Raw genomic sequence first — 23,678 nt, 5'->3', positions numbered from 1 at the left:
CTCAGCCTGCGCTGCCCGGCCCGGGTTCGCCGGGGGACTCGGCCGCCCCAGGGGCCGCTGCGCCGGCCGGCACGGACCAGGCCCGCATGAGATCGGCGTAGAGCCTGGAGGACTCGATCAGCTCCCGATGGCTGCCGGAGTGGACCCTGGCGCCGTCCATGAGCAGCACCCGCCGCGCGCGGACGGCGGAGCTGAGCCGGTGCGCGATGACCACGAGGATGCCGCCTCGGTGCGCGAAGGCGGTCTCGGCGCGCGCCTCGGCCCGCGGATCGAGGTGGGCGGTGGCCTCGTCGAGCACGACGACCGGTGCGTCGGTGGCGTAGGCCCGACTCAGGGCGATGAGCTGCGCCTGGCCTGCGGAGAGCGCACCGCCGCCGTGGCCGATGTCGGAGTCGAGCCCGCCCAGTTCGCGGATCAGTCCGGCCGCGCCGACCGCCTCGGCTGCGGCGAGCAGCGTGCCGTCGTCGGCCGTCGGCGTCAGCAGCGCCAGGTTCTCCCGCACGGTGCCGGCGAACAGGTAGGTCTCCTGCGGGATGAGGACGATCTCGCGGCCGCGAGCCGCCGGGCGCATCGCCGCGACGGGCACGCCCCCCAGCGTGACGGTCCCGCAGGCAGGTCGGAGCCCGCCGGTGAGCAGCCCGGCCAGGGTCGACTTGCCGATGCCGCTGGGGCCGATCACAGCGAGATGATCGCCGGGGCCCAACTCGACCGAGAGATCTCGCACCACCGGTCTCGCGGCGGCGCCCCAGCCGAAGGTGACGCCCCGGACCCGCAGCAGCGGCGCGCCGTCGCACCGTGCGCCGGAGATCGAGGCGTCGCGAGCGACCGAAGCTGTGGGGAGACGCTCGGCGGCAGGCGTCGGAGCTCCTGGCAGATCGCTCTCGGCCTGCTCTGCCGCAGCCTGCGGCGACCCGGTCGACCCTGCCGACCCGGTCGACCCGGTCGGGCTGGCGGGCCTGCCTGCCGCGCGGGAAGCGGCAGGGCGGGCGGCGTCGCCTGCGGCGGGTTCGCGGACGACGACGGCGGTCCCGGAGTCGGGCTCGGTGCGCGGGCCCGACGACTCGCCCGTGCTGCGGCTCGGATCCGCAGCGGCGGACGAGATCGTGGCCGTCTCACCGGGGTCCTCCGGCGCGGCCGCGCCCTCGGCGAGCCGCCGCAGGGTGGTGACGAGGCGGAGCACGGCGGTGCCCGCCGTCTGAGCCAGCGCGATCAGCGTCGGCTGCACACCGGTCGTCAGGTAGACCATGGCGGCCAGCACGGCCCCTTGGCTGAGGCGCTGCTCGGCGACCAGGCCGGGGGCGGCGGCCAGCACGAGCAGCAGCGGCACCAGCCCGCCCAGCCCGACGATCAACACCCGCAGAGCCCCGGCCGTCCCGAGTCGGACGGCCGCCCGACGTTGGGCCTCGACTCCGGAGGCCACCTGCGTGATCGCGGTGTCCGATGCGCCGCAGGCCACCACGTCGCGCATCCCGGCGAAGACGGTGCCCGCCGTGGCCGCCGTCCCCTCGTCCGCCAGGACCAGGTCCCGCTGCCTGCGGGCGAGCGGACGCAACAGCAGGGCGAAGAGCAGCAGCGCGCACACCACGGGGGGCAGGACCAGCCAGATCAGCGGGCCCGCGACGACGGCCAGCCCGACCACCGAGGCGACCGTGGTCACCACCAGTCCCCTGGCCTGGACGAGCAGGCCCGCGACGACGTCCCGGACGACCTCGACGTGTCGGGTGATCCGCGCCACCGCCCCGGCATCGCCGGTCGAGGCACCGCCGGGTGCCGCGTGCAGGACGCCGCGCACGACCTCGGTGACCAGGTTGTCGCGCAGCGGCTCCACAACGTCGCCGAGTCGGGCGAAGACGAGTCGTGACCCGATCGCCCCGATGACACAGACCCCGGCGAGCAGCAGCAGCCATGCGGTGCCGATCCACGGCAGGCCGATCCCGAACCCCCGGTCCAGCGCGAGACCGACCAGTGCGCCGGAGAGCAGCGCGGGCACGCCCTCCACCAGCGACCAGCCCAGGATCACCGCCACGGTCCGACGACTGCCCGCGAGGGCTCGACGCAGGAGGCGCAGCGGGCCCGGCGGTCGATGGACAGCGACCTCGCCGACATCGACCGGGGTGCGTCCCCGGTCCTCGTCCGCGGCGGAAGCCCCCGGCACGGCGGAGGTCGCGGGGGACGGGAGGGCACCGAGGCCTCGGGCACCCCGACGATCTCGGGCGCGACGTCGGAGGCGGCCCCCGGCATCCTCGGGCATGACGGCCTCGGCACCCGCAGCGCGGTCCCCCCGGCCTGCTCCGCCCGGCGACCGCCGCCGCAGGCTTCGGTCCTCTCGGTCCGGTCGATCGGGCCGCCCGGCGAGACCGGGCCGGCCGGGTTCCAGTGCCACGCCGTCTCCGGTCCCCCGGCGCCCGTGGGCGGGCTGCTCCTCTGCCGTCATCCCGGTGCCTCGGCGAAGACCGCGCGATAGGCGGGATCGCGCCAGAGCGTCTCGTGCGTCGCCAGGCCTCGGCGGCTGCCCTGGTGCAGCCACAGCACCCGATCAGCGCCCGCCGCCACGGCGACGCGATGCGTCACGACCAGCCGTGTCCGTCCGGGCAGCGCGGTGACGATGGCCCGGTTGACCTCGGCCTCCGTGACCGTGTCCAGGCTGGCGGTCGCGTCGTCGAGGACGAGCACCCTCGGCTCGGCGACCAGCGCCCGCGCCAGCCCCAGCCGCTGGACCTCCCCGCCGGAGAAGGGCGCGTCCGCCGTCGCGGTGCGATAGCCCTCGGGCAGCCGGAGCACCGCGTCGTCGATGCGCGCGGCCACGGCCGCCGACCGCACCCGTGACTCGTCCTCGGTCCCGCCGTAGCCGACGACCGCGCCCACGGTGTCCCCAATCAGCACCGGTCGGTCGAACGCCTGCCCCACCACGGCGCGACGCGCGGACGGGCCGAGCGCGCTGACCGCGACGCCGTCGATGCGGACCTCCCCGGCATCCGGAATCAGCAGACCGCCCGCCGCCGCCGCCACGGCGGACTTTCCGGCACCGGAGAACCCCACGACGGCGAGGAACCCGCCCTCGGGCACGTCGAACGTGAGGTCCCGGAGCGCGGGCTCGCCCTGATCGTCGTGCACGCTCACCCGGTCGAACTCCAGCCTCCCCCCGCCCGCCGGGGCCGGGAGTCCCAGGTCCGGCGGTGCCGGCGTGGTCAGGACCTCGGCGAGCCGCGCGGCGCCCGCCCGCGCCGACGCGAGGGTGGTGAGCAGCGCGGCGGAGCGCACCAGCCCCATGCCCAGGGCGACATAGCCGAGCGCGGCCAGCAGCTCTCCTGCGGTCAGCCTGCCTGCGGCGACGCCGAACCCGGCGGTGACGCCGACGGCGGCCTCCACTGCGGGCAGCAGCAGCGCGGCACGCCAGACCATCACCGACTGCGTGCGCCACATGCCTCGGCCCGCCTCGCCGAGCGCGCCCAGCGGGCGCAGCACCCTGACGGTCTCCTGCTCGGCGATGCCTGCGGCGAGGATGGTGCGCCGCCCGCGCACGGCGTCGACGAGTCTCCCCGCGAGTTCACCGGAGATCCGCTGGTAGTCGGCGACATGGCCTGCGGTGCGACGCAGGTGCCCGCCCGCCAGCAGGACGGCGGGCGGCAGGCTGAGGACGAAGACCACCGCGAGCCGCCAGTCCAGCAGCGCCAGGGCGGCCAGGGCGCCCAGTGCCGACAGCGCCGCGGTGAGCAGGCCGACGAGGATCACCGCCGCGCCACCAGCCTCGGCGCAGTCGCTGGTGAGTCTGCTGAGGGCGTCGCCGGGGCGGAACGGATGACGTCGGGTGCCCAAGGCGACCAGGTGCCGGACGAGGCCTCGGCGCAGCTCGGCGCCCGTGTCGGCGACGAGCCGGGCACGCAGGACCTCGCCGAGGATCTCGGTGACGATGTCGACCACGGCCAAGGCCAGCACGACCCAGACGGCGGCGGCCATCGGCGAGCCCGCCACGGCGGCGTCCACTCCTCGGGACAGTGCGGCAGGCAGCAGCAGCACGGCGATCGTGCCGCACAGACCACTGCCGACCAGGAGGAACAGGGCTCCTCGGCGCTGCGAGACGGTGCGCATCAGGAGGCGATCTCCCGCTCCGAGCGCCATGCCCGTCCTCTCTCTCGTCAAGATCGACCATGATGGACGGGGCGGGAGCGGCGCACGTGGATTGTGCCGCTCCCGCCCGTCTCACTCAGCAGCCGATCCCGGCTCCGAGCGGTGTCCGAGCGTCAGTTACAGGTGACGACGCTCAGGCCGCTGTCGCCGCACAGCAGGAGGCTGGCACGGCTGCCGCCCGCTCCCCCGCCTGCCACCTCGAGGTGGGCGTCGGGGGTCTCGGTCGCCTGCAGGTCGAGGACGAACTCCATCGGTGGATCTCCTTCGTTGATTCTTCTTCTCCGCCGTCCGCCGGACGGCGGACGGGCTCAGGGGGCCGACGGTCGAACGTCACGTCGGCGGTCGGGCGACCTCGTCGAGGAACGGCAGCAGCGGAGCGATCGGGTCCAGCACGCAGGTCATGGCCAGCAGCACGCCCGCCCCGCCGGTCGCCAGGTCCATCGACAGCCGCAGCAGGTGGTGCCCGGGGAAGGCCAGTTCGCCCTGGTAGGGCACGGCGTGCAGGGCGAAGAGGTCGCGATGCCGCCGGATGCCCGCCTCGATCCTCGGGTCGGCGCGGCGCCGGGCGGCCAGCGCCAGGGTGCCCATCAGTCCCGCCCGGCCCAGCAGCAGTCCTGGGTGGATCACGAAGTCGCCGAGGCAGGCGTGCAGGAGATCCGGCAGTGCCGAGGCGGAGTCGGCCTCGGGGTGCTGCGCGGCGAGCGCGTTCACCACGACGGCGATGCCCGCGCTGCCGACGTCCAGGTACGGCAGGGTGCGCGTGGACCCGTCGCGGACCTGGGTGGCGCCGTCGGGAACGGCGACGCATTCCGACAGGTCTCGACCCACGGCCCGGTCGGCGGCGGTCAGCCAGGCCGGGTCGCCGGTGCGCTGGTACAGCCGCAGGAACAGCAGCGCGGGCCCGGACCAGCCGTACAGCAGCCCGGCTCGTGCCCGCCCCTCCGGGTCGGGTGCGGGCGCGAGGGCCAGCGCGTCGACGAGCCGGGTGCCGATCTCCACCGCCGTGGCGTGGTGGTCCGGAACGCGCCGGGTGGCCGCGAGATGCAGATGGTTGAGGCCGATGCCCGCCAGCCCGCCGCGCAGGCCGTGGTCGGTGATCCTCGGCACGAGACTCGCGGCGCCGTCGATCAGTTCGTCGGCCGTCTCACGGTGGCCGAGGCGGTCCAGCACGTGGGCGATGCCGTGCGCGCCGTCGTAGAACCCGGCACGCGGCGGCGGCTCGCGGCGGACGGCCTCGATCAGCCACCGCTCATGCTCGACACGACGTTCGGCGCCCGCGACGTCCAGCGCGTACAGCACCCCGGCCGCCCCGTGGGCGAAGCAGGCGCCGCCGACGGAGAACTGTTCGACGTCGCCGGGGAAGAGCCGGTCGGCGCGGTCCGGGGTGGCGGAAGCGAGGACCGCTCGCAGCAGGGAGTCACGGGCGGCGACCGGGTCCGGCGTCGCGTCGTCCAGCACGGTGCGCGGCGCCGGGGAGTCGACCGCCGAGCCGCGCCCTCGGAGGGTGGCGGCCAGCCGGTCGCCGTACGAGGCTGGCAGGTCGAACCGTTCGGTGGCGAAGGCGAGGTGCGCGGTCAGTCGGTCGGGTGCCAGCGCCAGCATCGCGTTCAGCGGCAGGAACATCCACAGGCGCAGGGCCGCCAGGGCGTAATGATCGATCTCGAAGCCGACGCGGTCGGCAGGCGCGGTGAAGCCCGGCGCGCCGAGCGCGGGGCGTCTGGCCTGCTCCACCGGCAGGGTCAGCTCGAAGTCGATCAGTGAGACCGAGTCGTCGGCGTCGATGAGGATGTTGCGGTCGTGCAGGTCTCCGAAGACCAGGCCGCGCTCGTGCACGCCGTCGACGAGCCGCTCCACGGCGGCCAGGATCGCCATCGCCCGGTCGCGGAAGGCGATCAGCTCGTCTCGGGCGGGGTCCTGTCTGGTGAGCGGGTAGTGCACGGCCAGCCACCGACCCAACGGGATGCCGGGCCGACGCTCCATCGCGAGGAACCGGTGCTCCCACAGTGGAAAACATTCGTAGGCCTCCGGGACGCCGGGCAGGCCGGCGAGGGCACGCAGGGCGGTCCACTCCCGGTCCAGTCGGGTGACGGCATCGGTGCCGTCCCGGTCGAGACCGGCCAGCGGACGCGCCTCCTTGAGCACCACCTCGACGCCGTCGCCGAGTCTGTCCGCGAGGTAGACCCCGCCGCCGTTGGAGAAGTGCAGCGCACTGTGGATCCGGTAGTCGAAGTCGGCAGGCGGACCGCCGCGGCGGGCGGCGAGGTGCGGCTGGAGGAAGTCCGGCAGCGTGACCCAGTCCGGCAGGACGAAGCGGGGCTCGCGGCGGTCCGGGACCAGGGTGCCGTCCGGACGGGTGACGGCGCTCACGCGATTCCCCGACTCGTCGATCATCCACTGGTCGACGAAGCCGCCGTAGCGGAGGTACAGCGGACCGGAGGCAAACCGAAGATCGCTGAGTATATAAGGGCCTTCTGCGCCGTCTAGCCGACGGTCCAGATCGACCAGAATTCGACGAAGCGCCACCTCGTCCGGCGGGTATATGGTGATCAGTTTTCCACTGCCAGCCCGCTCGGCATATTTCGAGTTTCTAGCGAGAAGAATACGTCTGGTACGCAAGAACTTGAACGAGACTCCCTGCGACGTACAATATCTCCACACCGCGTCGAGAACCCGACCAGCATTGCTCAGACCTGCGGAAACGTGGATCTTCCACCCCTGCCTCGGCAGCGCCCCCGACATATTGAGGCACACCGCCCAGTCTTCTCGATCATGTCTTCGCCAGCCGGGCGGCAACACGGGCAGCCCGACCTCGAATGCATCGGATTCAACACCGACCGCCGTCGACGAGTCATAGAAGACGGGATCGGCGAAGCAGTAGGCCTCATACCGAGCAGTCATCGTCGACGCCCCTCCAGTCGGTCGTTGTCACATCATTTGTTCACGCTGAACACCGGCCAGCCAATCCACCGAATTACTGAATCGACTACTCCGAACGAGCAAGCCGATTCCCGCGGAAAGATGAGCGCTACGTGAGTCGGACGGCGCGATATCACTCGAACGTGAAACAAATTTCGCCGACAACATGCGGGAATTTCATCGACTTCCCAACGCTCGCAAGCGTCACACCCGCCGGAAACACCCTCGCCCGCTGCACGAAGCCGATCTCCGAGGCAGGACGACCACTCGTCACCTTCCGCACCTGGCTCGCCACGATCAGTCACGCATCGTAATCGCCTGCCTGGCTGGTCGGCCGGTGAGCGCACGGCAGGCCCGCCCGTACGGACCCGCATCTGCCTTCCTGAGGCCCGGGCATCACGCCCACCCCGCGAGGACAGCGGAACGGGCCGCGAGGTGTTCAGCCCGGAGTCACCTCGTCACCCGGTGTCGATTTCGCAGGCGATTTGCCCGCCTCATCGCGCCGACCAGTGCGTTCTACACTCATTTCATGGTCATCTCGTTCATTTCCCTCGCTCCGGCATACCGGTGAGGACACAGCCCGCACGCCGAATCGACGGATGAACAGACCGGATCACGCCACCGCCCTCCCGCTCGAGGGAACCGAGTCGACGGTGACGGGGTCTACTCAGAACGAGGGAACCTGGATGGGTGCGAACGACGTGAGGACTGACGACGGCGAGCCGATGTTCCGGCTCCTGGGTGTCGTGGATGTTCGGGGGACCGACATACCGCTCGGGCCGCCCAAACAGCGCTGTGTGCTGGCCACCCTGCTGCTGGAGCCCGGCCGCACGCGCACCGTCGAGCAGCTCATCGACGCCGTGTGGGGCGAGCATCCGCCCGCATCGGCGCGCAAGGCGATCCAGGTCTACGTGTCCAATCTCCGGCGGGCGTTGAGCGGCCGGACGTCGGTCGTGGTGGAGACCCGCCCCGAGGGCTACCGGCTCACCGCGTCGGAGGGGGCGGTCGACCTCTTCGTCTTCCGCGCCCTCCTCGACCGGGCGAAGGGCGCGCAGGGACCGCATCGCCGCACACTGCTGCACGAGGCGGTCCGGCTGTGGCAGGGCGACCCGCTCGCGGGCGCAGGCGAGAGCGACTTCGTCCTGCGCAACCGGCTACGACTGCAGGAGGAACAGCTGACCGCGGTCGAGGCCCGGATCGCGGCGGATCTCGACGCGGGCGAGATCGAAGGGCTGGCCCGCGAACTGGGCGGCCTGCTGGCGGAGCATCCGCTGCGGGAGCCGCTCTACGAACTCCTGATGCGCGTCCGCTGGGCGGAGGAGCGACCTAACGAGGCACTCGCGGTCTTCGCCAAGGCCCGCGAGTCGCTCTCCCGCGAACTCGGCACCGATCCCGGCACCGGCCTTCGCCGACTGCATCAGCAGCTGTTGGCGGCCGACCAGGGTTCCGGCGAATCGGAGCAGGCAGGCAGGCCGCTCGCGCAGCTCCCGGCCGGGACCGCGCAGTTCACCGGCCGACGAGCCGAGCAGCGGCGCATCCTGGGGCTGCTTCAGGACGACGATCCGAGCATCAGTCCCGTGATCATCGTCGACGGCATGGCGGGCGTGGGCAAGACCGGCCTGGTTCTGCGCTGCGCGCAGCAGGCCGCCGACCACTTTCCCGGCGGCCAGCTCTACCTCGACATGCGCGGCCACGGCGGCGGCCACCCGGTGTCCGCTCAGGAGGCGCTGGAGCGGCTGCTGCGGTCGTTGGACGTCCCCGCCGAACGGATACCCGACGACGAGTCGGCGGCCGCGGCCCTCTACCGCAGCACCCTGGCGGGGCGACGCCTGCTCATCGCCGTGGACAACGTGCAGCGCGCCGAGCAGCTGTACCCGCTGATCCCCGGCGACAATCAGTGCAGGCTGATCGCGACCAGCAGGCGCAGGCTCGGCGGCTTCATCGCCACGACCGGAGCGCACTCGGTGACCCTGGACGTCCTCTCACCGGAGGACTCGGTCGAGCTGATCGGTCGGGTGGCCGGAACGCACGTGGTGCGGCGCGAGCCCTCGGCGGCGCTCGCCCTGGCCGCGTTGTGCTCGTACCTGCCGTTGGCGCTGCGCATCGCCGTGGCGCGGATGTCGGATGATCGCGGGCTCGGGGATCTGGCCAGGCGGCTGATCGACGGACGCAGGCTCGCCGACCTCCAGTTCGACGACGATCCGCACGCCTCGGTCCGCACCGCGTTCCACCAGTCCTATGTCCTGCTGCCCGAGGCCCAGCAGTGCCTGTTCCGCCGGATCGGCCTCAGCGGCCTGGCCGAGATCGACCTGCACAGCGCCGCCGCACTGCTCGACGTCGGGCACGACGAGGGACGGCGACATCTGACGGCTCTGGCGGACGCGCATCTGGTCGAGCCCGGCGAGCATCGCGGCTTCCGGCTGCATGACGTGGTGCGGGAGTACGCCACCGAACTGGGTACCGAGCAGGACTCGCCCGCCGAACAGGACGCCACGATGACGCGTCTGCTCCAGCACTTCCAACGCAGCGCCGAGGCCGCCGTCGCGCACATCATCCCCATGCACGAACAGCAGCCCAGGACGCCAGGACAGGCCGGACTGGAGTTCGCCGACCGGGCCGAGGGCCTGGACTGGCTGGACGCACAGCAGGTCAACCTGGTGATGCTCGTGGAGCACGCCGCCGAACAGGGGCGCGGCGAGGCCGCGTGGCGGCTGGCGAACGCGCTGTGGCGGTATCTGCTCTACCGCAGGCACATCACCTACTGGCTCGCTACCCACCGCACTGCGCTGCGAGCGGCGGAGCAGGCGGGCGACACGGTCGGCGTGGCCGTGACCCTGACGCACCTGGCGATCGCCACCTGGAGCGCAGGCCGCTTCCAGGAGGCCTCGGGGCTGGCACGGCGTGCACTGCACCTGCACCGTCAGACCGGGGACTGGGTGTACGAGTGGCGCACGATGAACAGCCTCGCCAACACCGCGTTCCGCCTCGGGCACACCGCCGAGGCCCTGGACTGGCACCGCCAGGCCGCCGTGCTGTGCCGACGCCACGACGCCAACGCGATGTTGGCGGGCACCTTGAACAACAAGGCGCTGCTGCACGAGCAGCTCGGCGAGTTCGACCAGGCCCTGAACTGTGCGGAGCAGGCGCTGACGGCGTACCGGGAGGTCGGCGACCGCACCGGTGAGGCTCGCGTCCTCACCAACCTCGGCAAGATCCTCGCCAGAGGCGACGAACCCGCCCGCGCCCTGGCGGTGCTGCACGACGGTCTGCGGATCAAGCAGGAGCTGGGGGATCGCGACAGTCAGGCCGCGCCGCTGACGAACCTGGGCAGCGCGCTGGCCAGGCTGGGCAGGCATGCGGAGGCAGCGGAGCATCATCGTGCGGCGCTGGAGATCGTCGGCCGCACCGAGCCGACCGTGGCCGCCGAGATCCTCAACAACCTCGGTCTGGCGCTCACCGCGCTCGGTAACGGCACCGAGGCGCTTCGCCATCACCGCGCGGCACTGGCCTGGGCACGCGAGTGCCAGAACCGCTATGAGGAGGGCAGGGCACTCGACGCGCTGGCCACCGCACACCTCTCGCTGGGCGACCGGGACGCGGCGATCGAGCGGCTGCGGGAGGCGCTGGCCGTCTACGAGACCCTGGAGGTCCCCGAGGCCGAGCAGGCTCGCGCGCGCCTCGCCGAGGAGATCTGCCCGTGCGGGCCGTCGTGACGCCCACGTCGACACGTTGATCACCAACCGGACGACGGCCGGGCAGGCGCGGAGCGCGGGGTCCTGCCTCGCCGAGGCCGCTGCGGTCGGCGGCGGGGCCGATCGGGTCAGTCTGCGACGAAGCCCGCGACGCGGAGGGTGCGCAGCCGGTTGAGCGCGGCAGCGACCTCCAGCATCCTCGGCACGGCCAGATCACCGGCGAAGTCGTCCGCCAACACCGGGAACCCGCGATCGGCGATCTCGGCAGCGAGGATGTCCAGCGCGGCGCGCATCGGGCGGTCGCCGTCGAGGCGTCCGCCGGTCGTCAACGCCGCCATGGCCAGGCCGACACCGACGAGCTGCGCCTGATCCACCAGCTGCTCGACGGCGCGCACGTCGATCTCCTCCTCGCCCAGCAGCACGGCGTCTCGGCCCCTGGCCCGGACGCGGCGTCGCCCGGTCCCGGTCGCGGCGACGACCGAGTCGGCCCGCACGATCCTGGCCCGGACCGGCGGAAACCGACGATCCTCCGCCGCCGTCCGCTCCCCGCCGAGCAGCCGAGCCCGCTCGGTGACCTCGTGCGGCTGATAGGACTCCATCATGATCACCCGGTCGGCGACGGCCAGGTAGTCCCCAGCGCCGCCGGTGACGACGACGGTGGAGACCCGGTGCTCGCTCGACAGCGACCGGACGACGTCCACGAAGGGGGTGAGCGGCTCGTGCTCGGCCGCCACCAGGGCACGCATCCTGGCATCGCGGATCATGATGTTGGTCGCGGCGGTGTCCTCGTCGATCAACAGCGCCCGCGAGCCTGCCTCCAGCGCCTCCACGATCGACGCGGCCTGCGACGTGGAGCCGGAGGCGTCGGCCGTGCTGAAGTCGTCCGTGGCGGTGCCCTGCGGCAGGTGCGAGAGGAAGGAGCTGACATCGACCCGAGTCACCGCGCGGCCGTCCTCGGCCCGGATCTTCACCGCGTCCGCCCTCGTGACGACGAGTTCCCGACCGTCGCCGGGCGCATGGTCGTAGACACCGCGTTCCAGCGCACGCAGCAGGGTGGACTTGCCGTGATAACCGCCGCCGACGACCACGGTGACTCCCTCGGGGACACCGAGGCCGGTCACCTCGCCCCGATGCGGCAGCCGGACCCGGACGGTCATCGACTCGGGGGCACGAAACGGCAGCGCTCCCGGCATGGGCTCGTCGTCCACCCCCGAGCGTCGCGGCAGGATCGCGCCGTCGGCGACGAAGGCGACGAGCCCGAGGTCGGGAAGCAGCTCCCGGAGGGCGACGGAGTCCTCCACCGAGGCGACGAAGCGGCGGGCCGTCGCCAGGTCGGCCCGCGCACCGCGCACCGCGTCGACGGCGGCGGGCAGGGTCTCGATCAGGGCTCGGCGGGCGGTGACTCCGTCGATGCGGCGGCCGTGGGCAGGCAGCGCCAGGGCCATGCGCAGCGTCAACTCGCCGTCGACGATGCGTCCGGCGCTGCGGTCGAGGATCTCGGGTCCGCCCGCGTCCACGGCGAAGGGGCCGGTGCGCCGCGTCGACCGCCGAGACCCGGCGCCCTCGAGTCCCGCGTGCTGCGACCGCCCACGTCCCGGGAACGCCGCCTCCGACGGCGAGCCCGCCTGCGCCGAGCCGCCCAGCGCCGAGGCGAATCGGCGCAGCAGATGAGAGCTCGTGGCCCGCGCCGCCGCCGGGGTACGCCAGAGTTCGGCGGGCAGACCTGCCGCCTCCGCCGAGACGCGCACCTCCACTCGGCTCGGCGGTGCGTACGGATCGGCCTGGACCCGCCGGAAGCTCAGGGTGAAGTGCGGGAAGTTCCAGTCCCCGTGCAGGTCGTGATAGGCCGGGTAGCCGCTGCCGTCGAGCCGGTCGAGCAGCGCGGCCAGTGCGCTCGCATCGCCGCCGCCCGCGCCGCGCGAGCGCGGCCGTCCTCGGTTGCCTGCGGACGTCCTGCCGCTGGGGCGGCCGTACTGTCGGGTCACATCGGACTGCCTATCACGACCACGACGGGCCGCCCGGCCTGGGCCGAGGCCGAGCCGGGCCGGGCGGGGAGCCGCAGCGGCAGGGCACAGGCGTGGAGACCCGCCGGGAACGCCTGTCCCGGCCGCCGCTCGTGCCCCTCGCCCGGATCGCCCGCCACAGGGTGCGCGGCGCGGACCACGGCTCGGCTGAGCAGGCGCGACGTCGGGGTAGCCTTCCCCGGCGTGCCCAGGCCGGTTGGTCGCCCGGCCTGCCAGGACGACACGCCCTGCTCGACTGGAGGAGCCATGACCGACGGCACTTCGCCGATCGCCCGCCTCGCCGCAGCGGTGGGCCGCTGGTTCGCACTGCTGGTGCTGCTCGGCGCGATCGTCGGCCTCCTCATCCCCGGTCCGGCCGCGACGCTCGCCCCGTGGGTCCCGCTGCTGCTCGGCGTGATCATGTTCGGGATGGGGCTCACCCTGCGCGGCCGGGACTTCGCCCTCGTCGCCAAACGGCCCTACGCCGTGATCATCGGCGTCATCGCGCAGTTCGTCATCATGCCGCTCACGGCGTGGCTCATCGGCACGCTGCTCGGCCTGCCCCCGGAGCTGATGGTCGGAATGGTCCTGGTGGGCGCCGCACCCGGCGGCACCGCCTCCAACGTCATCGTCTACCTCGCCAAGGGCGACGTCGCCTTGTCGGTGACGATGACCTCGGTCTCCACCCTGCTGTCACCGCTGTTCACGCCGCTGCTGGTCCTGTGGCTGGCGGGCTCGGCGCTGCCGGTGGACGCGGGCGGCCTGCTGCTGTCGATCGTGCAGGTCGTGCTGGTACCGGTGGTGGCAGGGCTGCTGCTGCGGGCGCTCGCCGGCCGGTTCGTCGAACGGCTGCTGCCGCTGCTGCCGCTGGTGTCGGTGACCGGAATCGTCCTCGTGGTGGCCGCGGTGGTCGGCGCGAACTCCTCGGCCGTGCTCGGCAGCGGGCTGCTCCTCGTGCTCGCCGTGGTGCTGCACAACTCGGCGGGCCTGGCCCTGGGCTATCTGGCGGCGCGGCTCGCCGGGTTCACCGAGTCCGCGCGGCGCGCGGTGAGCGTCGAGATCGGGATGCAGAACTCGGGGCTCGCGGCGAGCCTGGCCACGGTCCACTTCACGCCGCTGGCCGCTCTGCCCGCCGCGCTCTTCTCGGTGTGGCACAACATCTCCGGCGCGTTGATCGCGACGTACTGGGCACGCAAGGGCGCACCGCGTGAGACGGTGGACACGGCGTCTTCCGGTGAGGGCGGCTCGAAGAGCGGATCGCCCGACTCCGGTGTCGACACCCGTCCCGCAGGCGACGACGGGCCCGCCGAGCACTGAGGATGATCGCCACCCGACCGCTGTGGTGATCGACACCACTCGCACCGCGCAGAGTTCGGGTATCAAGCAGTGAGACGTCAACTCTGGAGGCACGATGGAAGACCGTCAGATCAGCGCGACCCGCACCATCTCCGCGCCCGCCGATCGCCTGTTCAACATCGTGGCGGACCCGTCGAAGCACGCGCTGATCGACGGGTCGGGCACCGTCAGAGCAGCACAGGACGGCACGCCTGAGCGACTCGAACTCGGCACGAAGTTCGGCATGTCGATGCGCCTCGGCATGTCATACAAGATCCTGAACAAGGTGGTGGAGTTCGAGGAGGGCAAGGTGATCGGCTGGCGTCACATGGGCCTGCACGTGTGGCGCTGGGAGTTCCGAGCCCTGGACGAGGAGCGCACCGAGGTCGTGGAGACTTTCGACTGGTCTGGGGTCAAGTGGCCGAAGGCCTACGAGCTGGCGGGCATCCCGCGTCGTAACCTCCGGGCGATGCAGGCGACCCTCCGGCGCATGGAGCAGATCGTCTTGATCTGATCGACCGGCGGTTCCACGCCGCCTCGACAGGGTCGAGACGAGTCCACGAGGCGGCGGGCGCCCGTCGTGCCGATCGCTGATCGCGCCCCCAGGCGGCGGCTCGCCGCAGGCAACCCTTCGCCGAGGCCGCGCCCGCCCGCGACGGCGCGTCAGAAGCCTGCGGCGGGCACGCCACACAGCGAGGCGACCTCATGCCCCGCCAGCGTCCGGTCGGCACCGAGGCCCGCCAGGCTCACCAGCGTCGCCATCCCGGCCACGGTCCCGCCTGCCGCCGTCACCAGTCGGGCGGCGGCCGCGAAGGTGCCGCCGGTCGCCAGGAGGTCGTCGACGATGAGCACCCGCGTACCGGGGAAGACGGCCTGTCGGCCGATCTGCAGGGTATTGATGCCGTACTCCAGCGAGTAGCTCTCCTCCAGCACCTCGCCGGGGAGTCTGCCGGGCTTCCTCGCCAGGATGAGCGGTCGCGCGGTCTGCCGCGCCAGGGCGGCGCCCAGGACGAAGCCGCGCGCCTCGATCGCCAGGACCGCGTCGAACCGCTCGGCGAACCGCCGCGACAGTTCCGTCACCGCCGCGTCGAACAGCTCCGGATCGGCGTAGATCCCGGCCAGGTCGCGAAAGAGCACGCCCGGTGTGGGGAAGTCCGGGATCGACACCAGGCTTGCGGCAATGCGGTCGGCCAACACCCGGCGAACCTACCTCAGGCGAAAACGATCTCGGTCGACACCCGACCACGAGATGTCGGATCGGCCAGCAAAGCACTCACCCGAACAATGTAATGTCACTCACCCGTTCGAGTCGCTCCGACACCGAGAGCGACGAATTCGGCGCAGTGGAGGTCATCGTGACGGACAAGCAGAGCAGTCTTCCCGAGGCTGTCGACGTCAAGCGGCCCAGCGCTGCGCGGATCTACGACTACGTCCTCGGCGGCAGCACCAACTTCCAGGTGGACCGCGAGTTCGCCGACCGCGCGCTGGCCCGGTTCCCCGGCGCACGCATGGTGGCCATGCTCAATCGCTCCTTCCTGCGCCGGTCCGTGCAGTTCTGCCTCGATCAGGGCATTCGCCAGTTCCTGGACATCGGCTCCGGCATACCGACCGTCGGCAACGTCCACGAGGTGGCGCGGAAGATCGACCCTGGCACTCGGGTCGTGTACGCGGACAACGAGCCGGTCGCGATCGCCCACAGCCGTCAGCTCCTCCAGGACGACCCGCTCACCACCGCGATCCTGGCCGACGTCCGCGATCCGCGTGTCCTGCTCGCCGATCCCGAGGTCCGGAAGCTGCTGGACTTCGAGCAGCCGGTGGCCGTCCTGATGGTGGCCCTGCTGCACTTCGTCCCCGACTCCGACGACCCGGCCGGGCTCGTCGCGGCCTATCGGGACGTCATGGCGCCGGGCAGCATGCTCGTGCTCTCCCACGGCACGACCGACGGGGTCCCGGAGGTCGCCGCGCTGGCCGAGCAGTACAAGGAGAGCGCCAACCCGGCCACCATGCGTGGCCGCGACGAGATCACCGCCATGCTGGCGGGCTTCGAGATCATGTCGCCCGGCGTGGTGTTCACCGCCGCCTGGCGGCCGGATCAGGAGCCGGTGGAAGCGCTGCCCGAGCAGTCGGGCGCGTACGCGGCCGTGGGCCGACGCTGATCCTCGCCGAGCAGGCCCGTCAGGACGGGGCTGCCGTGGTCCGGACGGCCGGAGCGCCCAGCGATCACGAGTCGTCGAGCCTCGGGTCACGCGACGCTCGGCCGGCCCCCTGGCCGAATCCCCGGCAGCCGAGCGATCCGGCAGCCCACAGCGTCCTCCTCGGAACCGGCGTCCGCCTCGAAACCCGGGAGCCCTCGGCACCGTCGACACTCGTGATCCGCTCGAGATCCGCACACCGCGTGGCCGCCACGAGTTAGGCGGGCCTGCCTCCGGGTATTCGACGCCGACAACCAGGCATCGAAGATCAGGAGGACGGCATGGCGGTCTCGCCAGACTCGGCAGGACATCCCGTCGATCCCGCGCGCGGCGGGGACGAGAAGGACGCCGACCTCGCCTCGGCGCGGGTCGACCCCGCCGAGGCGAGACTGACCACCAGTCAGGGCGTCCGAGTCGAGCACACCGACGACTCCCTGACCGTCGGCGAACGCGGACCCACCCTGCTGGAGGACTTCCATGCCAGGGAGAAGATCACCCACTTCGACCACGAGCGCATCCCGGAACGCGTGGTGCACGCCCGGGGCGCGGGCGCCTACGGGTTCTTCCAGCCGTACGACGATTCGCTGGCCGACCACACGGTGGCCGAGTTCCTGCGTGATCCCTCGATCCGCACCCCGGTGTTCGTCCGCTTCTCCACCGTCGCGGGCTCGCGGGGGTCCGCCGACACGGTGCGCGACGTCCGAGGGTTCGCGACCCGGTTCTACACCCGGCAGGGCAACTACGACCTGGTCGGCAACAACATGCCGGTGTTCTTCATCCAGGACGGCATCAAGTTCCCCGACTTCGTGCACGCTGTGAAACCGGAGCCGCACAATGAGATCCCGCAGGCTCAGTCCGCTCACGACACGTTCTGGGACTTCGTGGGCCTGCAGCCCGAGTCGCTGCACGTCGTGATGTGGCTGATGTCGGATCGGGCGCTGCCCCGCAGCTACCGGATGATGCAGGGCTTCGGCGTCCACACCTTCCGGCTGGTCGACGCCGCCGGTGTCGGCACCTTCGTCAAGTTCCACTGGACGCCGAAGCTGGGCACGCACTCGATGATCTGGGAGGAGTATCAGCGAGTCGCGGGCAACGATCCGGACTTCCATCGTCGGGACCTCTGGAACGCCGTCGAGTCCGGAGACCACCCGGAGTGGGAGCTCGGCGTGCAGCTGGTGCCGGAGTCCGACGAGTTCGCCTTCGACTTCGACCTGCTGGACGCGACGAAGCTGATCCCGGAGGAGATCGTCCCGGTCCTGCCTGCGGGCAGACTGGTCCTGGACCGCAATCCCGACAACTTCTTCGCCGAGACCGAGCAGATCGCCTTCCACACCGCCAACCTCGTCCCCGGCATCGACTTCACCAACGACCCGCTGCTCCAGGCACGCAACTTCTCCTACCTGGACACTCAGCTCATCCGGCTGGGCGGGCCGAACTTCAGCCAGCTCCCGGTGAACCGGCCGATCGCCCCGGTGCACGACAACCTGCGCGACGGCCACGGACAGCAGAACATCCACCTCGGCCGGGCCCCGTACCACAAGAACAGCCTCGACTCCGGGTATCCGATGGTCTCCAGCACGGCCGAGGGCGGATTCCGGCACTATCAGGAGAAGGTCGAGGGGCATAAGATCCGGGCCCGCAGCGGGAGCTTCGCCGATCACCACAGCCAGGCGACCCTCTTCTGGAACAGCATGTCCGGCTGGGAACGCGAGCACATCGTGGCGGCCTTCCGCTTCGAGTTGGGCAAGGTCACCGATCAGCAGGTCCGCGAACGCGTCGTCGAGCAGCTGGATCGGATCTCCCGCGAGCTGGCCGAGCGCGTCGCACCGGGCATCGGCGTCGCGGCGCCGTCGGGGCCCGCGCCCAGGACGCACTCCGACGTCTCCCCCGCGCTGAGTCAGGAGAACACCGTCCACGACGTCGTCCGGGGTCGGACGGTCGCCGTGCTGGCCGCCGACGGCGTGCGGGGCCCGCTGCTGCGCTCGCTGACCTCCGCGCTGACCGAGATGGGTCTGGTCGTCGAGGTCGTCGCGCCCCGAGCAGGAGCCCTGCGCTCGACGGAGGGAACGGACGAGGGCTCCGAGGTGACTGCGGATCGGGCGCTGCCCACGACCGCCTCGGTGCTCTACGACGCCGTGCTGGTCGCTGACGGAGCGGAGTCGGTCGACACGCTGTGTGCCGACGGGGGCGCCGTGCACTTCGTCGCCGAGGCCGTGCGACACGCCAAGACGGTGGGCGCCCTGGGCGCGGGCGTGGAGCTGCTGCACGCGGCGCCGCTGACCGGCCTCCGACTCGCCCAGCCCGGCGAGGATCTGGTGTCTGACCAGGGCATCCTGACCAGCGGAACCGCGCACGACCAGGCATCCGCGCGCTTCCTCACCGCCTTCGCGGGCTCCGTGGCGGCGCACCGGGTGTGGACTCGGGACACCACCGGGATTCCGGCGTGAGTCATCGCTGGTCAGAGGGGTGCGTGGTTTGGCAGTAGCTGAATCGAGGTAGTAAGCCAGCACCGGCCCGACCGCCCTCGCGCAGGATGGAGGAGACCTCGATGACGGCCGCACGACACATCATGACCCCCGATCCGGCGTTCCTCCAGGTCGACGAGACACTCCGCTCCGCCGTGGGCAGGCTCCAGGAGCTCGATGTCGAGTCGATGCCGGTCTGCGACTCCGACGGCAGCCTGCTCGCCATGCTCAGCCAGCGGGACATCATGCTGCGCGTGCTCCTCGGCGGACTCGACCACGAGACGACGACCGTCGGCGAGGTGCGTGGCGACGAGCCGATCAGCATCCTGCCGGACGACTCGGCCGAGGGATTGATCAACATCATGATCGACCACCGGCTGCGGCGGCTGCCGGTGCTGGACGGCCCTCGACTGATCGGCATCGTGTCGCTGGCCGCCGCAGGCGAGGCGATGCCCGACGGCGACGTCCAACTGCTGATCGAGGCGCTGTCCATCCCCTGATCCGCGTCCTGCGGATCAGGGTGCAGGCCGGGCGTGACCCGCCTCGCGCGGCCGACTGGACAGCCGAGTGCGACGGGACGAGGGCGAGGGAGACGACGAGGTCAGGGACCGAGGTATCAGGGAACGGAGTGCAGCCATGTCGAACGACGAGCGACTCGAGACCTACGCGGGCCGACGCGACACCTCCGTCTCCGGTGAGCCCAGCGGCGGCGAACCCGGTGAACGTCCGATCTTCGTGATCCAACGTCATGACGCTCGCAGGCTGCACTTCGACCTGCGGCTGGAGATCAACGGCGTCCTGGTCTCCTGGGCCGTGCCTCGCGGTCCGTCGCTCGACCCCGGGGAGAAGCGGCTGGCCGTGCGCACCGAGGACCACCCGATGGACTATGCGCGGTTCGAGGGCGTGATCCCTCGCGGCGAGTACGGCGCGGGGACCGTCGTGGTCTGGGACACCGGAACCTACGACAACCACTCCCACGACCGGAGGAAAGAGCCCGTCGCCGTCGAGGACGCCCTGGACAGGGGGCATCTGACCTTCTGGCTGCACGGCAGCAGGCTCACCGGCCCGTTCGCCCTGACCAGGACGCCGACCGGCGGCCGCCAGGAGTCGTGGCTGCTGGTGAAGGCACGCGGGGCGGGCGTGGATCGCCAGGCGCATCCCGCCGAGAACAGTCCCGAGTCGGTGTTGACCGGACGAACCAACCATGACCTCGCCGAGGGCTCCTGACCGGCGGAGGAGGCGGTCAGATCGCACGAACGACGCCCCCGCCATCCGGCCGCGCAGCCCGCGGCCGTCCGGCCCGGCCGGGCCGCCGCAGCACCCGTCCCGTCCCGTGACCATGGAGGAGCACCGACATGAGCGGTCGAGAGCGCGTCGAGATCGACGGCAGGGTGCTCACGCTGTCGAATCCGACGAAGGTCCTCTACCCGGCGACGGACGATCGAGCCGAGATCACCAAGGCCCAGGTCGTCGACTACTACCGTGCGGTCGCCGCCACCCTGCTCCCGCACCTGCGCAACCGGCTGCTCACCCTGCGCCGCTATCCCGAGGGCGTCGAGTCGGCCGGCTTCTTTCAGAAGGACTCGGGCGGACGGCTGCCCTCGTGGGTGCACACCGTGTCGGTCCCCCATCGACACCAGTCCGGGTCGGTGCGCCACGTCGTCTGCGAGGACGAGTCGACGCTGGTGTACCTGGCCAACCTCGCGAGCCTGGAACTGCACATCCGGCTGTGCCCGGCCGATCGACCCGGCTACCCGGACCGGTTCGTGGTGGACCTGGACCCGCCGCCCGGCCATGACCCGCGCGAGCTTCGGCCGTTGGTCCGGCGCGTCAGCGAGCGCTTCGAGGAGGTCGGGCTGACCCCGTACGTGCAGACCACCGGCGGCAAGGGCTTCCACGTGGTGGCCCCGCTGGTGCCGGACTGCCCCGTCGACGAGGTCCTCGCCTCAGCACGCGAGATGGCTCGCAGGCTGGCCGAGGAGGACCGGCGATTCACTGTCGAGCAGCGGCGGGACCGCCGGAACGGGCGGGTGCTGCTCGACGTCAACCGCAACGGCCACGCACAGACGGTGATCGCACCGTACTCGACGCGGGCCCGGCCCGGCGCCCCGGTGGCGACGCCGATCCAGCCGCGCGAGCTGGCCAGGGCACGTCCGGACGCCTATCACCTCGGCAACGTGGCTCGTCGGCTGGCGTCCAAGGGCGACCCCTGGGCCGAGATGGATCGACATGCGGTCTCCGCGGCACGGCTCCATGCCCGGCTGAGCTGACGCGGGCCCCGCACACTCGTCGGCGGCGGTTCGCAGGCACTCGGCCCGACGCCGACCCTCGCCCGCGGAGCCGAGCCGAGCCGGCGCTCTCGATCGTCGCGGCTCGACACGCGGTTCCCTGCTGCGCCCCGCCCCGGTCCACGCCCCCGCCCGAGCCAGGGCAAGAGGATCCGTGGGGACCCGCCGCCCGGCCCGCAGGCCCGGTCCCGGGGCCGCATGCCCGGCTCGCAGGGAGACCGCAGCGACGGCCTCGTTCGCCGCCGCCGGACCACGGCGGGAGCAGACCCCACCCGACACTCAAAGTGACCATGCTCGGGGACACTCGACCGTTCAAGCTTCCCTGCCGTGGACGCGTCGGCAAGGGCGGCCGGAATCCTGGGCTCCGTCCGGCGTGCCGGAGGTGAATTCTGAGGGCCGTCATATTGCGATCAGAAAACGATCCGTGGCCGGCTTCCGGACGTGAACGATTCGCGGACTCGGGCGGCGAATCGACCCGATCCGACCACTCGGCAAGCCGATGAGCTGGGAATACGCCACCTAGAAGCGGAATTCCGCCCACCGGCGGCAGTGGGTCGACCCACCCGCCGGGGTCGTCGGCGTGCCGAGAGATCTTCTCCGATTCGCCACCTGTCGCTCGTCGATGTCAGGGATGATCGTCGCCGGTCTTTCACACCGACTTCAGACCGGCTGAGGGCAGCCACTACGCTGCGTGAGGCAGTTTGCCGTCAACCGTCCGAACTACTGAATCTGGGAGGCGCACGACTCGTGCCCGCGTCAGCACCGAAATCACCACCCCCGGCCGTCGACGACACGACCAAGGTCCCCAAGAAGAAGAGTTCGATGGCGCCCAGAGTCTTCTGGCCAGCCGCCGGGATCATGGTGGCCTTCGTTCTGTTCGCCATGATCTTCCCCGGAACCGCGCAGGACGTGCTCGGCGCGATCCAGGAGAACGTGATCGGCGTCTTCGGCTGGTACTACGTCGTGCTGGTCGCGGCGTTCGTGGTGTTCTCCATCTGGGTCGGCGTCAGCCACTTCGGCGACATCAAGCTCGGCAAGGACGACGAGAAGGCCGAATTCCGCTTCCTGCCCTGGCTGGGGATGCTCTTCGCCGCAGGCATGGGCATCGGCCTGGTCTTCTTTGGCGTCGCCGAGCCGCTGGGTCACTTCGCCAGCCCCAAGCCGGGGACGGACACGGCGGCAGACCCGACCCAGCTCGCCGAGGGCGCGCTGGTGCAGACGTTCCTGCACTGGGGTCTCCAGCCCTGGGCGATCTACGTGGTCGTCGGTCTGGCCATCGCCTACTCCGTCCATCGCCGCGGCCGCCCGGTGTCGATCCGCTGGGCGTTGGAGCCGCTGCTGGGTGACCGGGTCAAGGGCAAGATCGGCGACGCGGTCGACGTCATCGCCATCGTCGGCACCCTCTTCGGCGTCGCAACCTCCCTCGGTTTCGGCGTGTTGCAGGTCGCCGCCGGTCTGGACTACATCAACCTGGTCGACGACCCCGGCACGACCACCCAGATCCTGCTGATCATCGGGATCACCGCGCTGGCCACGCTGTCGGTGGTCTCCGGCGTGAAGAAGGGCATCAAGTGGCTGTCCAACATCAACGTCGGCATCGCGGGCGCCCTGCTGCTGTACGTGCTGGCCTTCGGACCGACGCTCTTCCTGCTGCGTGAGTTCGTCCAGGCCACCGGTTCCTACCTGCAGAACTTCGTCAGCCTGAGCTTCGACGTCACCGCGATGCAGGGCATGGAGGGGCAGGCCTGGCAGGCGGGCTGGACGATCTTCTACTGGGGCTGGTGGATCTCCTGGGCGCCGTTCGTCGGCGTGTTCATCGCCAGGATCTCGCGCGGCCGCACGGTGCGGGAGTTCGTCGCAGGCGTGCTGCTGGTGCCCACCGTCTTCACCTTCCTCTGGTTCACCGTGCTCGGCGGCACCGCCCTGTACCGGGAGCTCAACCAGGGCGGCGGCCTCGTCGGCGCCGACGGATCAGTGGACACAGAGGGATCACTGTTCGCCCTGCTCGACGGGCTGCCACTAGGCGGAATAGCCAGCGTCGTCACCATCGTGCTGATCATCATGTTCTTCGTCACCTCGTCGGACTCCGGCTCACTGGTGGTGGACATGCTGTCCTCCGGCGGCGACCCGGAGCCGCCGACCTGGAGCCGGATCTTCTGGAGCATCACCGAGGGTCTCGTCGCCATCGCTCTGCTGGTCGTCGGCGGTGAACAGGCCTTGGCTGCCTTGCAGACCGTGGCGATCCTCATCGCGCTGCCGTTCAGCGTGGTGATGATCGCGATGGCCGTCGCGCTGTGGAAGGAGTTCAGCGCCGAGCGCAAGGAGGCGCTGCGCATCCAGCGCAGGCGTCGAGCCGAGGAGCTGACCGTGCACGTCTCGCGGTCCCTCATCGAGGACGGGCTGATCACCACGCCCGAAGAGGAGGCCGTCGCGAAGGCCACGACGGCAGGCGGAGCCAAGGTCGAAGCCGTGACGGTGACCACAACGACGAAGTCGCGCGACGACTAGTCTGCGTCGATCCCCACCGCGTCACCAGGCGCGAGTGCGGCCCGAGTCCAGGGCCGCACTCGCGCCTCGCCATTGGGGGCTGATCCCCGCCTCCCGCCGAGCGCAGGGCAGCGGCGTCCACCGCCGGTCGGTCACCGGGATGCCGGGTGCG

16 protein-coding genes are annotated in these 23,678 nt (G+C 71.4%); 9 read left to right on the top strand and 7 right to left on the bottom strand.

Features of this window, described 5'->3' with window-relative positions; all coding sequences use genetic code 11:
* Nucleotide 1: 1 nt before the first annotated feature.
* The 4 genes from UA75_RS34490 to lanKC form a co-directional block, all read right to left on the bottom strand.
* The gene (locus UA75_RS34490) at nucleotides 2-2,026 is read right to left on the bottom strand and encodes an ATP-binding cassette domain-containing protein (protein WP_232237744.1); all 2,025 of its coding nucleotides are present in this window, start codon (nucleotides 2,024-2,026) and stop codon (nucleotides 2-4) included.
* Nucleotides 2,027-2,430: 404 nt separating this feature from the next.
* Entirely contained in the window at nucleotides 2,431-4,140 is a 1,710-nt protein-coding gene (locus UA75_RS13345) for an ABC transporter ATP-binding protein (protein WP_318533348.1), read from the bottom strand.
* A 101-nt stretch (nucleotides 4,141-4,241) separates the two neighbouring features.
* Nucleotides 4,242-4,379 carry a SapB/AmfS family lanthipeptide gene (locus tag UA75_RS13340; RefSeq protein WP_075740515.1) on the bottom strand — a complete coding sequence of 46 codons (138 nt, stop codon included), beginning with the start codon at nucleotides 4,377-4,379 and terminating at the stop codon, nucleotides 4,242-4,244.
* Between the two features lie 79 nt (nucleotides 4,380-4,458).
* Entirely contained in the window at nucleotides 4,459-7,026 is a 2,568-nt protein-coding gene (gene lanKC, locus UA75_RS13335; protein ID WP_075740514.1) for a class III lanthionine synthetase LanKC, read from the bottom strand.
* 617 nt (nucleotides 7,027-7,643) lie between these two features.
* Between lanKC and UA75_RS13330 the strand changes: the two genes are divergently transcribed.
* A complete protein-coding gene (locus UA75_RS13330) occupies nucleotides 7,644-10,757 on the top strand; it encodes an AfsR/SARP family transcriptional regulator (protein ID WP_075740513.1) in 3,114 nt (1,037 codons plus the stop codon).
* A gap of 107 nt (nucleotides 10,758-10,864) precedes the next feature.
* Here the strand turns inward: UA75_RS13330 and UA75_RS13325 are convergent, their stop codons facing one another.
* Complete coding sequence (locus UA75_RS13325) at nucleotides 10,865-12,721, bottom strand: ABC-ATPase domain-containing protein (RefSeq protein WP_075740512.1); 1,857 nt, start codon at nucleotides 12,719-12,721, stop codon at nucleotides 10,865-10,867.
* Entirely contained in the window at nucleotides 12,718-13,008 is a 291-nt protein-coding gene (locus UA75_RS32815; protein WP_157434160.1) for a hypothetical protein, read from the bottom strand. The genes UA75_RS13325 and UA75_RS32815 overlap by 4 nt, the downstream gene beginning before the upstream one ends.
* Between UA75_RS32815 and UA75_RS13315 the strand changes: the two genes are divergently transcribed.
* Together UA75_RS13315 and UA75_RS13310 are read left to right on the top strand one after the other, a co-directional pair.
* On the top strand, nucleotides 13,007-14,056 hold the full coding sequence (locus UA75_RS13315; RefSeq protein WP_083683177.1) for a bile acid:sodium symporter family protein: 1,050 nt from the start codon (nucleotides 13,007-13,009) through the stop codon (nucleotides 14,054-14,056). The two genes, UA75_RS32815 and UA75_RS13315, sit on opposite strands and share 2 nt — an antisense overlap.
* Nucleotides 14,057-14,150: 94 nt before the next feature.
* A complete protein-coding gene (locus UA75_RS13310; protein WP_075740510.1) occupies nucleotides 14,151-14,588 on the top strand; it encodes an SRPBCC family protein in 438 nt (145 codons plus the stop codon).
* Between the two features lie 149 nt (nucleotides 14,589-14,737).
* Here the strand turns inward: UA75_RS13310 and UA75_RS13305 are convergent, their stop codons facing one another.
* On the bottom strand, nucleotides 14,738-15,271 hold the full coding sequence (locus UA75_RS13305; protein ID WP_083690687.1) for an adenine phosphoribosyltransferase: 534 nt from the start codon (nucleotides 15,269-15,271) through the stop codon (nucleotides 14,738-14,740).
* 158 nt (nucleotides 15,272-15,429) lie between these two features.
* On the opposite strand from UA75_RS13305, the gene UA75_RS13300 reads away from it, so the two are divergent.
* The 6 genes from UA75_RS13300 to UA75_RS13275 all read left to right on the top strand — a co-directional run bounded on the left by UA75_RS13300 (nucleotide 15,430) and on the right by UA75_RS13275 (nucleotide 23,527).
* Nucleotides 15,430-16,230, top strand: coding sequence for an SAM-dependent methyltransferase (locus UA75_RS13300; protein ID WP_232237743.1), 801 nt, complete (start codon nucleotides 15,430-15,432; stop codon nucleotides 16,228-16,230).
* A gap of 317 nt (nucleotides 16,231-16,547) precedes the next feature.
* The gene (locus tag UA75_RS13295) at nucleotides 16,548-18,713 is read left to right on the top strand and encodes a catalase (protein WP_075740509.1); all 2,166 of its coding nucleotides are present in this window, start codon (nucleotides 16,548-16,550) and stop codon (nucleotides 18,711-18,713) included.
* Nucleotides 18,714-18,814: 101 nt separating this feature from the next.
* Nucleotides 18,815-19,231 (top strand): CBS domain-containing protein, encoded by a 417-nt coding sequence (locus tag UA75_RS13290; protein WP_075743768.1) that lies wholly within the window; start codon nucleotides 18,815-18,817, stop codon nucleotides 19,229-19,231.
* A 136-nt stretch (nucleotides 19,232-19,367) separates the two neighbouring features.
* A complete protein-coding gene (locus UA75_RS13285; RefSeq protein WP_075743767.1) occupies nucleotides 19,368-19,958 on the top strand; it encodes a DNA polymerase ligase N-terminal domain-containing protein in 591 nt (196 codons plus the stop codon).
* A 128-nt stretch (nucleotides 19,959-20,086) separates the two neighbouring features.
* Nucleotides 20,087-21,001, top strand: coding sequence for a non-homologous end-joining DNA ligase (ligD, locus tag UA75_RS13280; protein WP_075740508.1), 915 nt, complete (start codon nucleotides 20,087-20,089; stop codon nucleotides 20,999-21,001).
* An 840-nt stretch (nucleotides 21,002-21,841) separates the two neighbouring features.
* A complete protein-coding gene (locus tag UA75_RS13275) occupies nucleotides 21,842-23,527 on the top strand; it encodes a BCCT family transporter (protein ID WP_075740507.1) in 1,686 nt (561 codons plus the stop codon).
* The last annotated feature ends 151 nt before the right edge of the window (nucleotides 23,528-23,678 follow it).

The sequence above is a fragment of the Actinoalloteichus sp. GBA129-24 genome (assembly GCF_001941645.1).
Taxonomy (GTDB): Bacteria; Actinomycetota; Actinomycetes; order Mycobacteriales; family Pseudonocardiaceae; genus Actinoalloteichus_A; species Actinoalloteichus_A fjordicus.
This window is presented reverse-complemented; position numbering and strand designations above follow the sequence as displayed.

What these genes read in the sequence shown, in the direction of transcription:
- ligD (WP_075740508.1), top strand. Translation starts at nt 20,087, where the DNA reads ATGAGCGGTCGAGAGCGCGTCGAGATCGACGGCAGGGTGCTCACGCTG.
- UA75_RS13275 (WP_075740507.1), top strand. Translation starts at nt 21,842, where the DNA reads ATGGCGCCCAGAGTCTTCTGGCCAGCCGCCGGGATCATGGTGGCCTTC.
- UA75_RS13340 (WP_075740515.1), bottom strand. Translation starts at nt 4,379, where the DNA reads ATGGAGTTCGTCCTCGACCTGCAGGCGACCGAGACCCCCGACGCCCAC.
- UA75_RS13290 (WP_075743768.1), top strand. Translation starts at nt 18,815, where the DNA reads ATGACGGCCGCACGACACATCATGACCCCCGATCCGGCGTTCCTCCAG.
- UA75_RS13310 (WP_075740510.1), top strand. Translation starts at nt 14,151, where the DNA reads ATGGAAGACCGTCAGATCAGCGCGACCCGCACCATCTCCGCGCCCGCC.
- UA75_RS32815 (WP_157434160.1), bottom strand. Translation starts at nt 13,008, where the DNA reads ATGGCTCCTCCAGTCGAGCAGGGCGTGTCGTCCTGGCAGGCCGGGCGA.
- UA75_RS13330 (WP_075740513.1), top strand. Translation starts at nt 7,644, where the DNA reads ATGAACAGACCGGATCACGCCACCGCCCTCCCGCTCGAGGGAACCGAG.
- UA75_RS13295 (WP_075740509.1), top strand. Translation starts at nt 16,548, where the DNA reads ATGGCGGTCTCGCCAGACTCGGCAGGACATCCCGTCGATCCCGCGCGC.
- UA75_RS13315 (WP_083683177.1), top strand. Translation starts at nt 13,007, where the DNA reads ATGACCGACGGCACTTCGCCGATCGCCCGCCTCGCCGCAGCGGTGGGC.
- lanKC (WP_075740514.1), bottom strand. Translation starts at nt 7,026, where the DNA reads ATGACTGCTCGGTATGAGGCCTACTGCTTCGCCGATCCCGTCTTCTAT.
- UA75_RS13285 (WP_075743767.1), top strand. Translation starts at nt 19,368, where the DNA reads ATGTCGAACGACGAGCGACTCGAGACCTACGCGGGCCGACGCGACACC.